This window comes from Pseudoalteromonas sp. SR45-6, assembly GCF_014163545.1.
Lineage (GTDB): Bacteria > Pseudomonadota > Gammaproteobacteria > Enterobacterales > Alteromonadaceae > Pseudoalteromonas > Pseudoalteromonas rhizosphaerae.
This window is the reverse complement of the sequence record NZ_JACJDM010000083.1, coordinates 1-13,542: the sequence shown is the minus strand read 5'-3', so window position 1 is coordinate 13,542 and position 13,542 is coordinate 1. Positions and strand designations below refer to the sequence as shown.

Below are 13,542 nucleotides of genomic sequence, written 5' to 3'. Positions count from 1 at the left end.
ATCGTCTAAATCAAATTCGTCTTCTTCAGCCAGCTCTGGCTCTGCTATTGCTTTATCGCCAGTCTCATCAATTAAACTATCGATGTCGTCTAAATCAAATTCATCTTCTTCAGCCAGCTCCGGCTCTGCTGTTGCTTTATCGCCAGCTTCATCAAGCAGACTGTCAATATCGTCTAAATCAAATTCGTCTTCTTCAGCCAGCTCTGGCTCTGCTATTGCTTTATCGCCAGTCTCATCAATTAAACTATCGATGTCGTCTAAATCAAATTCATCTTCTTCAGCCAGCTCCGGCTTTGCTGTTGCTTTATCGCCAGCTTCATCAAGCAGACTGTCAATATCGTCTAAATCAAATTCGTCTTCTTCAGCCAGCTCCGGCTCTGCTGTTGCTTTATCGCCAGCTTCATCAATTAAACTATCAATATCGTCTAAATCAAATTCGTCTTCTTCTGCCAGCTCAGGCTCTACAGTCGCTTTATCGCCAGCTTCATCAATTAAACTATCAATATCGTCTAAATCAAATTCGTCTTCTTCTGCCAGCTCAGGCTCTGCAGTTGCTTTATCGCCAGCTTCATCAATTAAACTATCAATATCGTCTAAATCAAATTCATCTTCTTCAGCAAGCTCTGGCTCTGCAGTTGCTTTATCGCCAGCTTCATCAATTAAACTATCAATATCGTCTAAATCAAATTCATCTTCTTCTGCCAGCTCTGGCTCTGCTGTTGCTTTATCACCAGCTTCATCAATTAAACTGTCAATATCGTCTAAATCAAATTCGTCATTATCGCCGTCATTCTTATCTGTCGGTTGATTACTACTTTGTTCATCAATCAATGCATCAATGTCAAAATCATCACCTTCATCTGCTAACTCTTCACTGAGTGCTGCTAAGTCATCATCTGAATCAAGCGAGTCATCTAATTCAGCAGTCGGTTCATCGCTGTCATTAGCAAATAAATCATCTAGATCTGCTGCACTTAAAATATCGCCATCATTGTTGTCAGCTTTAATATCTAAATCAATGTCGTCACCTAAGCTATCATCATCTGCTTGATCAAAATCTTGCTGCATGAAGATATCAAGTTCATCATCTTCTTTAGCTTCGTCACTTTCATCAGAAAATACAATGTCGTCGCTCAGTAAGCCATCTAATTCGTCTTGATTTAATAAACTGTCACCATCCTCAAACGCATCATCAATATTGTCATCAAAAATAATATCGTCGTCATCTGGTAAAATATCGTTCTCAAGATCATCAAGCTGAATACTTACATCATCGTCTTCTTGAACTGGATCTGGAATAATTGGATCAAGTGATGGTCCTAAGTCAACATCATCCTCTGTTGTATAACTAGGGCTTTGTGGTAAAAATTCGTCATCATCTGTGCTTTCATCTTCTTTATTACGTTTACGTAAAAACATCACGATTGCAAAGATGATCAATAACGCTGGAATTGTCATTAATAAAATAAGAACTAGCGGATTGGCTAACAGCCCAGCAAAGTCAAACTCACTAGTCTCTTCGAGCTTTTTTGCTTGTTGTTGCTCTATAATTTCGTTCTGTTTTGCAATCAATTCAGAAAGTTGGCGTTGAATTTCACTGTCTTTACCAAGTTGCTCACGAATATTTTCAAGCTCTTTAGACACACCAGTTAACTGTTGCTTTAATTTATTGTTTTCAACTAAAATTTCTTCGACATTATCAACTGACGACTTGAACTGCTTTTGTAATTCAACAAGCTGACTGCCCTGTTGGGTTTTAATGCTGTTGATTTCTTGTTTTAATTCTTGCTTAGCTTCATCAACATCCACTTTGCGTGCTTGAGTTACTTTGGTTTGTGAAGCAGTAATTTCGCTGTTCGTAAGCGTGCCATTTTTCTTTTTTTCCCATAGCTCATCATCTTGCTCTGAGCGCTGTTTGGCAAGCTCCGGGCTTACTGCGCGGATATCGGCTAAGGTAGGAATTTTTAAATACGCACCATCGCGCATATGATTGAGATTTTGATCTAAAAATGATTGCGGATTTTTTTCATATAAAGCCTGCATAACCTGATAAATACTGACGGAGTTATCTGGTCGCACTTTTGCAGCAATTCGCCATAGCGTATCGGTTGGCTTTATTGGCCCAATAGAACGCCCTTGAACGCCATAATCAACGCCTTTAGGGCCTTTAAGTTGGCCACCGTCTTGGGAGTATATCGGTGTTACCACCAATGCAGACGCTAATAAGAGGAGTGTAGCTAAACCGCGCATGCTGATCCTTTAATGTTTAAATGTTAACGCAGCGCCATTAAATTAGACGCTTAAACATTGATTATTTCTTGCAGAAATAACGTACATAAATAAATAGTTAATTAAGTCTTTCCTGCAAGCTCTATTCCAGTTGCAAACTATAAACCAGTTGCGGCTTAATATCCATCGCAACACTTTGATACGTAATAGCTTAAACTTTATTAGCCGGAAGAGTTTTTTATCGTTAAGATTAAGTTTATACGCTTTTAGCAGCTATGCGGCAATTATTTGGCAGTTAAAAAATAAAAAAGCGACAAACTGCCGCTTTTCTTGCTTTTAATTAAAGATAGTTCGCTATCAACTCTTCAGCTATTTGCACGCTGTTCGTTGCGGCCCCTTTACGGGTATTATCACTTACAACCCACATATTTAAACCATGCGGATGTGAGATATCTTGACGTAAGCGCCCTACATACACAATGTCATTACCACTTGCATCCGTAACCGGGGTTGGGTAATCCCCTTCGTCTTCTATAAGTTCAAGCCCTGGCGCGTCATTAAGTAACTGTTTTACATGTTCAAAGTCGTACGGCATACGTGTTTCAATGTTAATCGCTTCTGAGTGACCAAAAAATACCGGAACTCGTACACACGTCGGATTAACAGCAATTGTGGTATCACCTAGAATTTTATGGGTTTCGTTAACCATCTTCATTTCTTCACGGGTGTAACCGTTATCTTCAAAAACATCAATTTGTGGGATAACATTAAACGCCATCTGCTTTGGAAATATTTCGCTATTTACAGGGCGTGCATTCATTAAATTAGCAGTTTGTTTTGCAAGTTCATCAACCGCTTTTTTGCCTGCACCCGATACTGCTTGATAAGTAGATACATTAATACGATCGATGCCGTATGCATCATAAATAGGTTTTAATGCCACCATCATTTGAATAGTTGAGCAATTAGGATTAGCAATGATATTGCGATTTCTAAAATCAGCAAGGCTTGCTGCATTTACTTCTGGCACAACCAGTGGTATTTCAAAATCATTTCTAAAGTGCGAAGTGTTATCAATTACTACACATCCTGCATCAGCGGCAATAGGTGCGTATTTTTCTGACACACTGCCACCAGCAGAAAATAAACCAATATGCGCTTGGCTAAAGTCAAACCCTTCAACGTCCTGCACTTCAATAGTTTCACCACGAAACTTAATATCTTCACCAGCGCTGCGACTACTTGCCAATAAAAATAATTGATCAACAGGAAACTTACGATCTTCTAACGTTTCAATAATTTGGCGACCAACAAGACCTGTAGCGCCAAGTACGGCAACATTATATTTTTGTGACATGTGTATTCCTCGTTTAACAGCCGCCATTGTGGCCGCTGTTTAAATTTTAAGTTATTCGACTACGAAACCAAGCCCTTGCAGCAAAGGCGAATATGCGCCTGCACCTAGCACTTTGACTGTGCTAAATTCACGTCGAATGGGGTAGTTTTTACGTAAGCTATCAAACCCTTCACTTGCTAAGTTGTATCGCAAAATACCATCATCACGACGCACATCGTAAACCAGATGGATCAACTGACCTAAATCAGCTTCGCTAAAGGTTTCTTGTAATGTAACTTGGGTAAACGCGGGCACTGGTAAAAAATCAGCTAATGCTTTGCCTGTTTGCAAACCTTTAAGCTCGCACAACTTTTCATAGAGCATTTGCGTGCCACGTGCTTTACCCTCTAAGGTATGGCCTGCGATATGGACACTGGCATAACGCACAAACTCAAGCAATTCAGTTAATATAGAAGGTTCGTTTTCCCATACATCTAATACCACATCGAGCTTGGCACCACCGCGCATAATTTCCAGTAGAGCATGATTATCGACCACATCGCCGCGACTGGCATTAATCAAAATAGTGCCAGGTTTAAGCGCTGCTAAACGCGCTTTGTTCATTAAATGCAAGGTACTATGTTTACCGGTCGTTACTAACGGCACATGGAAAGTGACGATATCCGCTTTACTCAACAACTCATCAATATCTGTATGCTCGGCTAATTGTCCCGCTTCATGCTTAGGTGGATCGCATACTAATACAGTGACATTAAGCGCGGCTAATTTATCTCGCAAACAGCTACCAATACTGCCCACTCCGACAATCCCAATGGTTTTGTGTTCCAAGGTGCAGGCATTTTCTTGGCACAGTGCAAACAAGCTACTGATCACATATTCAGCCACAGCAACGGCATTACAACCAGGTGCGCTCGTAAATGCAATATCACGTTGTTTGAGTAAATCAGTATCAATATGATCAACGCCGATTGTCGCCGTACCTACGTAGCGTAATTTATTAGCATGTATTAACAGTGCTTCATTTACTGAGGTTACCGAGCGAGTTAATAATACATCAACATCAATTAGCTGTTCGCTTTGTAATGTACGACCATCAAAACGCGTTACTTCACCAAAATCAGCAAAATATTGCTCAACAAGTGGCATGTTTTGGTCTGCAAGAATTTTCATTAACAAGTCCAGTAAGCACTAAGAGCCGCTATTGTAACGAACATAGCCGACTTTGAAAACGAAAAAGCCGAGCAAGTTGCTCGGCTTTAATTGTAATGTGGCTTTTTAATTAGCCTTTATATTTACTCATCACTAACGTGGCGTTAGTACCACCAAAACCAAAACTGTTAGACATAACAGTATTTAGTTCAACGTCTTTACGCTCAGTGATAATGTTTAAGCCTGCAGCTTGTTCATCTAGCTCATCAATATTGATTGAAGGCGCAACAAAGCTATGCTCTAACATCAATAGTGAGAAAATAGCTTCATGCACACCAGCGGCGCCCAGTGCATGGCCTGTCATTGCTTTAGTCGCGCTGATCATCGGTGAATTACCACCAAATACTTCTTGAATTGCTCCTAACTCTTTTACATCACCTACTGGTGTAGATGTACCGTGAGTGTTTAGATAATCAATGCTGTCAACGCCTTGCATTGCTTGACGCATACAACGTGCAGCACCTTCACCTGATGGTGCAACCATGTCATAGCCATCAGATGTTGCGCCATAGCCAACAACTTCAGCATAAATGTGTGCACCACGTGCAAGCGCATGTTCAAGTTCTTCAACAACAACAATACCGCCACCACCAGAGATAACAAATCCATCGCGGTTAGCATCATAAGTACGAGAGGCTTTTTCAGGCGTTTCGTTATATTTAGTAGAAAGTGCGCCCATTGCGTCAAATTCCATTGCCAATGTCCAGTGAAGCTCTTCACCGCCACCGGCAAAAACAACGTCTTGTTTGCCTAATTGGATTTGCTCAACTGCGTTACCAATACAGTGTGCAGAGGTTGCACATGCTGAACTGATTGAGTAGTTAACACCTTTAATTTTAAATGGTGTTGCTAAGCATGCCGATGTTGTACTGGCCATGGTGCGCGGAACCATATAAGGACCTACACGTTTTACGCCTTTTTCACGTAAAATGTCAGCCGCTTCAACCTGCCATTTAGATGAACCACCACCGGAACCCACAATGATACCCGTGCGCTCATTTGATACTTGATCATCAGATAAACCAGAATCTGCAATTGCTTGTGCCATTGAGATATACGAATACGCAGCGGCATCGCCCATAAAGCGCATTGCTTTACGATCAACAAACTCTTTAACGTCAATATCAATTTTGCCAGATACATTACTACGTAACTTATATTCAGCAAATTCTGGGTTAAAAGCGATTCCGCTCTTACCTGTTTTTAACGATTCTAATACTTCTTCTTTGTTGTTACCGATGCTTGATACAACACCGATGCCCGTAATAACGGCTCTTCTCATGGGTAATTACCTTAGCTTGATACTAAATTGTGTTCTATTTTACGCTGAAACTTACAACGAAGTGGTCAGCTTTCTAGCGTACACTTGTACTCTGAACCTCTAGCTTATAAATAACGCCAGACTATTTCAAAGAAAACACGTAAAATAATGAAAAAAAGTACTCATTAATTGCATGCCATGATTAAAAACGCTGAAATTCACTTTAATAACTTAGGTACACCCGTTGCAGACAACTTTAACGATGTCTACTTTTCGAACGATGATGGCCAAGCTGAGTCTGATTATGTGTTCTACCAGCAAAATAATATGCCTCATCGATTACAAAATCATGACCGTGCACATTTCGTTATCGCTGAAACTGGTTTTGGTACTGGTCTTAATTTTTTAAATACATGGCAACAATTTAAAAATAATCTAACCAGTAGGCAACATCATAGTCAAGAAGTTCACAACCCAGCACAACAAAATGTGCAGCGCTTACATTTTATTTCTTTTGAAAAGTATCCGATTAAAACAGACGATCTGCAAAAGGCATTGCAAGTATGGCCTAGTTTAGCACCATTGAGTAAACAGTTACTTGCTAAGTACCCGATTAATTTGGCTGGTTGCCATCGTCTTGAATTTGATAATGGTCGAATTATACTCGATTTATATTTTGGCGATGTGCAAGAATCACTCGCAGCTATAAGCTACCCGCAAACAGGTATTATCGATGCATGGTATCTAGATGGCTTTGCACCGAGTAAAAATCCCGAAATGTGGCAGCCAGCCTTATTTAATTCAATGGTGGATATTTCTCGTAGTAATGCCACGTTCGCAACCTTTACGGTTGCAGGTGTTGTACGTAGAGGTCTTGCTGATGCAGGGTTTGCGGTACAAAAAATCAAAGGTCATGGCAAAAAAAATGAAATGCTGATTGGTTCTTTAGCCCATGCTAACCAAGCACAATCGGCGCCACCTTATCTGGCTCATCAGCAAAGTTCACTTAAAAACGTCGCTGTCATTGGCGGAGGAATAGCCAGCAGCGCTATTTTATACAGCTTGGCGAAACGTGGGGTTAACAGCCAACTTTTTTGCCAAGATCCCCAACTCGCGATGGGCGCATCTCATAATGTGCAAGGTGCGATTTATCCGCACTTACAAGCAAAAAACTCCCCGCACAGTGAGCTTTTTGCGCACAGTTTTTTATATGCGAAACGACTTTATCAGCAACTCACTGAGAATGGCTTTCACTATGATCATCAATGGTGCGGCGTATTACAACACGCGATCAAACAACCCTTAGTTGAGCGCCATCAAAATATTGAACATAAACAGCTGTGGCCAGATGAACTCATGCACGGCGTAACGCCTGAGCAAGGTGATGAAATTGCCGGTGTAAGTACAGGCTACTCTGGCGTATATTTCCCGTTAGGTGGATGGGTTAACCCACCACAATTAGTGAGCGCTCTGTTCCAACAAGCCCATAAACTCAAACCAATTAAAAGCCATTTTAATTGTGATATCGAACAACTTGAGAAAACCCCGCAAGGCTGGCTGCTATTGAGCCAAGGGCAACAGTTTGGCCCATTTAGTGACGTTATTGTATGTGCTGGTGAGCACAGCGACCGTTTTGTACAAACTCAGGCTCTGCCAATTGTTGGCGTGCGTGGTCAAGTATCCCATGTACAAGCAAGCCCGGCATCACGTAAACTAAAAACCGTGCTATGTCATAAAGGCTACTTTACTCCTGCTTATTTAGACCATCACTGTATGGGCGCAACATTCGAGAAAAACTCAAAAAGCCGCGCAGTCAAAGACCAAGACAATCAAACAAATCGCGAGCAACTGCTTCACTTTTATGGACAAACCGACTTTGCCAGTAGTCTAGGTGAGATCACGGCAGCTAAAGCCGCTGTACGTTGTAGTTTTATTGATCACCTCCCTATGGCCGGAGAATGGCCGCAGCAAAGTGATTATATTCACGCGTTTGCTAATTTACGCGCAGGGAAACGCTATCAATATCAATCCTTACAAAAACCACAACAAGGACTACACATACTCACAGGCTTTGGGGCTCGTGGCTTATGCAGTGCGCCCCTGTGTGCAGAACAATTAGTTGCTGCACTTAACAATGAACCACAGCCTTTGAGTGAACGAGTAAGCCAAGCGATTCACCCAGCCCGCTTTATTGTAAGAGATTTAATTCGAAATAAAATTTAACTTAGCAAAAATAGCGTGTAGGAACCGATGTGATAAAAATAATAACACCACTGATGTTAGCAATAAGCCTAACCTCAGTGACTTGCGCTGCAAATTTAGACAGCGTTCCGCTACCAGCTGATTTTAAGTACTCATTACAAATTGCCGATGACTACCCACTGATACAAACTGGCTATGTTGCTCAGTCGATTACAAAAGTGAGTGCTTTTTATCAACAAGCTTTAGGTAAGTCTGAGCTTATTATCGGTGATAATAAACGCCGAACGTTGTTTTATACCATCGACAAGAAAACCGTGCGGATCAGCTTATATGCTCGTGACTACCGAACCGAAATAGCGATTATGATCACGCAACCATAATCGCTTGACGGCGAACTGATCTGAATACGTATGCATAAAACAAATTGTTAAGCTTATAGCAAAAGCACCAAAGCAAAACGAGGCCCGATACCGTGAGACCCGAAGCTAATGGCTTAAAGGTGATCACTATCTTAAATACCCTAATTTATTTCCGATGTTAGAAGGTAATCGCTTGCCCAACAAGCGGATCATCTTGATAAGACAGTTAAGTAGCTCAATGATCTTGAAAAGGCATTGTCGCTAAACTTGGGTTGTTTAAGTATTAAATACAAAAACGGCTAGAAAGCTAGCCGTTTTTATTTACGCTTTAATGACTCCTAAAATTGATATTGGAATCCTAGCGCCCATTCATTCACATCGTTTTCTCTTAGCTTATAATGGCTATAGTTAATTGAAACATCTGTATTTTCAAGCACTGGATAAGCTAATTGCCCGCCCAAATAAGGGCGTGTATTGGTGTCACTATATGTAATTTTTTGCCCCGTAGATGAGCGGCTATCGATTGAATAATGATAATGGAAAGCCCCTACAAAAACCTTACTCTTAACTTGGCCCAACAGCGGGAATACATAAGCTGTTTGTATCGCAGGTCCTTGTGACAATACCGGCACGGTTTGTGATACATTCAATTGCGCATTACTTGGATCAAGCGTATCTCCAACAAAGGTCATACTACCTTCACCTAAGTTGATATAGCGTACGCCAAATTGCCAATTAGTCGCTAACGAATAAATCCCACCTATTGACCAACTAATATCGGTATCATCGTATTCAGTATTCGCTAATTCGACTGATTGATCAGTTGTGGTGGAGCCTGCAACGGCCGCATAACCAATCGTGCCATCCATAGACCACTCACCAGCTAGTACAGGCTGACTGACTACCACAGCCGTAGCGAGTAAAGCCCATGGCGTCAGTTTTGATTGGCGACGTATAAAGACTAACCCAATCATTAACAACACCATGGTGCTGCCTAAACTACCTGATGAGCTATTTTTAACCGTGGTGGTTGTATAAGCTTTTACGGTCACTTTTACTTCTCCTTTTGCTTCAGCACCTTTACTGTCAGAAACTGTATACTCAATAAAATCAACACCTTCAAAACCTGCTTTGGGCTGGTAATTCAATGTGCCATCGTTATTTATAGTGACTGTGCCTTGCGTAGCTTGCGCGCTTATTAAACTAAGTGCGTCGCCATCCGCATCGCTATCATTGGAGAGCACATCAATAACTATTTGCGTGCGGTCATTGGTGCTTGCAGTATCACCAATAGTTGTTGGGGCACTGTTTACTACCACACTAACAGTCGCTGTACCAAAGGCTGTTCCACCTTTACCATCAGACACACTGTAGTTGATCGTTGCAGTACCAATAAAATCAAGTAATGGTTGATAACTAAGTTGATTATTAACGATTGCTACCTCACCAAAATCAACACTTGCACTGGTGAGCGTCAGTACATCATTATCTGCATCGCTATCATTACTAAGCACATCAATAACAATACTATTACCTAGTGCAATAGTTACTTGATCTGATTGTGTAACAGGCGCGCTGTTATTACTACTCATAACGCTAACGCCGCCTGGATCAACAATTTGACCATTCGCTATGCCATCAGCATCATTGATACCACCATCAGTTATGCGTAATTGTACACACCAGTCACCTTCTTTAAGCCCTTCTTGCCACAGCTGACTATTTGGTGAAGGGCAATACCCTTGCTCACCTTGAGTAGAATAGACCTTATCGCCGTTGCTGGTATTAAAGTCAATCCACTCATTATTGATAAGCTTTCTATAAATCGCCCCCGCTGGTATTGGCATTCTTTGCGGAAGCACTATGTGGTAGTTTTCACCTTTTTGCTCCATGGCGGTTACTATAAAGCTAAAGTAACCACCAGAGTTATCCATCCCAACATCTGCAGGCAATTCATTTTCAAACAATTGTGCTGCGCCACTGCTATTTTGTATGCTTGAGAATGCTTTTCTTAAACATGCTCCCGCATCCCCCTCGACAAGAAACTGCGCTGACTCATTTACTTGCTCAGGTAATACATTACATTCATTAATATTATCCAAATAATCAGGAATACCATCACGGTCATTATCTTGTAGACCTTCGATATTGTCTGGTATTAAGTCATTATCAGTATCGGCAGTTGTTAACTCAGGTAACTGAGCTACCACTTCAACATAACTGGTCACTGTAGTTGATAAGCTATCCACAGCGTCATCTGTTGCGGTTACTGCTATTTCATAAATACCAATATCGAGTTCAGCTGTAGAGAACACAAATGTATCAGCCGCATTACCTAGATCAACAATCCGTTCATCTGCTGCTTGCCAACTAAATGAAATATTATCTCCAGGGTTATTATCTGTTGCCAACGCTGTAATTGTTACGAGATCGTCACTGGCTAAAACAAATGGCCGAGGCTGATTATTTTGCTCCGTTATCGTAACTAAGCTTGGTGCTATATTACTCTCTGAAATAGTCATAATATTAGAGGCTTGCGCGCCAGTATTAAGGCTATCGTCAAGCGTTATAACAATTGTTTCATCCGCTTCAATCTCACTATCTGCAAAGACTCTAAAGTTGATCTCACCAACGAGGCCTTGTTCAATAACCACTTCACCGCTGATTAAATCATGATCATCTGATGTTGCGGTTCCAGATACGCTGTAAGGTACAGTGACAGGATAACTTGCCGCTGGTCCATTCAAGTAAACCCGAGTGGTATAACTTTGATCCTCAGCAACAACTTTATTTTTACCTAGTGATATTTGCGGGTGAACCATTACTTGCTGGCTAGCAGTTGTGGTTTTACCATTACTGTCTATCGCTTGCCAATACACTTGATGTACGCCTGGCGTAAACAACATACTTTGATTGATAGTAGTAACAGGTAGAGGGTTTTGCTCGCTATCAAACGCAAGAGCTGTACCCAACTTAACTCGAGTAAACAATCCTGTTGCATCAACATTCACAGCAGCTGGAGGTGTAATGGTTGGTGCATCCGCTTGGCTATCAGTAAAGTTAATATAAGCAAACCCTGTGCTTTGTGCTTGCGCTGGGTCGGCAATAATATACTCAACTTTAATAGTGCCTTGGGTACTTGCGCTAAATTGATAGACAAGCTGCTGGTCAACAATACTCACTGTACCCACTGACGCCCTAGCACCAATAATTGTTATTACATCACCATCAACATCAGTGTCATTCGCCAATACATCAAGTATATAACGGCCGCTTTCAGTTCGCGCTAAGTCAAAGGTATCTTCCACAGCGACCGGTTGATCGTTTACTGACTCAACAGTAATTAACGCCGTAGCTATAGCTGAACTTGCTTTACCATCAGTCACTAAATAGCTAAAGGTGTCGCTACCATGATAATCAGCCTGTGGCTGATAACTAAATACCGTTCCTTGCACCGTTAAGCTACCAAACTGTGGCTGAGTGACCACTTCTATAACTAAATTGTCGTTATCACTGTCACTAACTTGAGCACTAACACTGAGATTATTATCTTCTTTAACGCGCATTACCATATCATTAGCAACAGGCGGCGCATTTACATACGTTACATCAATACTAAATGGGTTAAGCGTACTGCTTAACTGCCCATCGCTTACGGTGATCAAAATATTGCTATATAGACCAACATTATCTCGCGTCGGTATACCACTTAATGTACCACTTGTGCTATCAAACGTTGCCCAACTCGGCTTGTTCGCAATCGTCAATGATAAACTGGTATTATCAATATCTGACACAATTGGCGTAAATGAGTAACCTGTATCTTGCGCGATTGATGTTGCAGGTGAACCGCTGATTGTTGGTGCATCGTTAACATTCACTACTGTCAGTGTAAATGGGGTTAAACTTTGGCTTGCAACCCCATCCGTTACACTCACCGTGATGCCTGCATAACTTCCTACATCAGCATTGCTTGGTCTGCCTGATAGCTCCCCTGTGGTGGTATCAAAGTTCAACCAACTTGGTTTATTTTCAATACTGAAGCTGAGGTTATCGCCATCATTATCTGTCGCTAGTGGTACAAAGCTATATAAGTCATTTTCATTAACCGCTAAGCTTGGTACTCCAGTAATCACTGGCAAATCGTTAATACTATTAATCGTTACTGACACTGTGCTTGGTGCTGAATCAAGTAATCCATCATTCGCTATATAGCTAAACTGATCGTCACCAAAGTAATTTGCACTGCCTTGATAAGTAACTTGCTCACCTGAGATAGTCGCAGTGCCATTAGTTGGTTGACTAACGATTGTATAAGTTAATCTATCACCATCAACATCACTACCGAGTAAGTTCATAACGACTGGCATGTCTTCATCAGTAACGCCAGTTTGTAGACCCACAATTGGCGCGTCATTAACTGCGGTGATAACTAACGATACCGGGGTTGTTGTTGAATCTAACTGTCCATCATTAACAACAAAACTAAAGCCATCACTGCCGTTATAATTAGCGTTTGGCGTATATAACCAACTATCATTACTTTGCTGCACAAGCGAGCCATGTAATGCGCCTTCATCAAGACGATAGCTTAGATCATCGTTCTCAATATCTAAGCCAACTAAGGTGATCAAGACGCTATTATCTTCAGCAAGTATTAAACTTTGCGGAATACCTAAAGGTGCATCATTGACTGGGTTCACGGTCATGGTGACAGTAGCAAGGTTAGATATCGCGCCATTGCTGTCTTTAACTGTGTAAGTAAAGCTGTCATCGCCAAAGTAATCTGCATTGGCGGTATAAATGATTGCCCCCGTTGCGGTTACTTGAGTTTGCCCGTTGCTTGGTGCACTGACAACCGTCACACTGCTCACATCTAAGCTGTCGCCGATATCAACATCACTGTCGTTACCCAATACGTTGAC

General features: G+C 41.4%; 7 protein-coding genes. 2 read left to right on the top strand and 5 right to left on the bottom strand.

Translation table 11 applies throughout. From position 1 onward, the window contains the following. From H5158_RS21260 to fabB, 4 genes are all read right to left on the bottom strand, one after another. Positions 1–2,250, bottom strand: a 2,250-nt coding sequence (locus H5158_RS21260) for a FimV/HubP family polar landmark protein (protein ID WP_310736712.1), incomplete at its 3' end; no start/stop codon positions are given. A gap of 319 nt (positions 2,251–2,569) precedes the next feature. After that, the gene (locus H5158_RS21255) at positions 2,570–3,586 is read right to left on the bottom strand and encodes an aspartate-semialdehyde dehydrogenase (RefSeq protein WP_182719579.1); all 1,017 of its coding nucleotides are present in this window, start codon (positions 3,584–3,586) and stop codon (positions 2,570–2,572) included. A 51-nt stretch (positions 3,587–3,637) separates the two neighbouring features. Then, a complete protein-coding gene (locus tag H5158_RS21250; RefSeq protein ID WP_182719578.1) occupies positions 3,638–4,756 on the bottom strand; it encodes a 4-phosphoerythronate dehydrogenase in 1,119 nt (372 codons plus the stop codon). 109 nt (positions 4,757–4,865) lie between these two features. Next, entirely contained in the window at positions 4,866–6,077 is a 1,212-nt protein-coding gene (fabB, locus tag H5158_RS21245; protein ID WP_145241506.1) for a beta-ketoacyl-ACP synthase I, read from the bottom strand. Positions 6,078–6,254: 177 nt separating this feature from the next. On the opposite strand from fabB, the gene mnmC reads away from it, so the two are divergent. Both mnmC and H5158_RS21235 read left to right on the top strand, forming a co-directional pair. Continuing rightward, positions 6,255–8,279 (top strand): bifunctional tRNA (5-methylaminomethyl-2-thiouridine)(34)-methyltransferase MnmD/FAD-dependent 5-carboxymethylaminomethyl-2-thiouridine(34) oxidoreductase MnmC, encoded by a 2,025-nt coding sequence (mnmC, locus tag H5158_RS21240; RefSeq protein ID WP_182740843.1) that lies wholly within the window; start codon positions 6,255–6,257, stop codon positions 8,277–8,279. Positions 8,280–8,308: 29 nt separating this feature from the next. Further along, positions 8,309–8,638, top strand: coding sequence for a hypothetical protein (locus H5158_RS21235; protein ID WP_145241510.1), 330 nt, complete (start codon positions 8,309–8,311; stop codon positions 8,636–8,638). A gap of 317 nt (positions 8,639–8,955) precedes the next feature. On the opposite strand, the gene H5158_RS21230 is transcribed toward H5158_RS21235, so the two are convergent. Further along, the coding region (locus tag H5158_RS21230; RefSeq protein ID WP_182740842.1) for an Ig-like domain-containing protein at positions 8,956–13,542 on the bottom strand (4,587 nt) is incomplete at its 5' end.

Excerpts from the sequence above, each read along its gene's own strand:
- H5158_RS21255 (WP_182719579.1), bottom strand. The coding sequence starts at position 3,586 with ATGTCACAAAAATATAATGTTGCCGTACTTGGCGCTACAGGTCTTGTT.
- H5158_RS21250 (WP_182719578.1), bottom strand. The coding sequence starts at position 4,756 with ATGAAAATTCTTGCAGACCAAAACATGCCACTTGTTGAGCAATATTTT.
- fabB (WP_145241506.1), bottom strand. The coding sequence starts at position 6,077 with ATGAGAAGAGCCGTTATTACGGGCATCGGTGTTGTATCAAGCATCGGT.
- mnmC (WP_182740843.1), top strand. The coding sequence starts at position 6,255 with ATGATTAAAAACGCTGAAATTCACTTTAATAACTTAGGTACACCCGTT.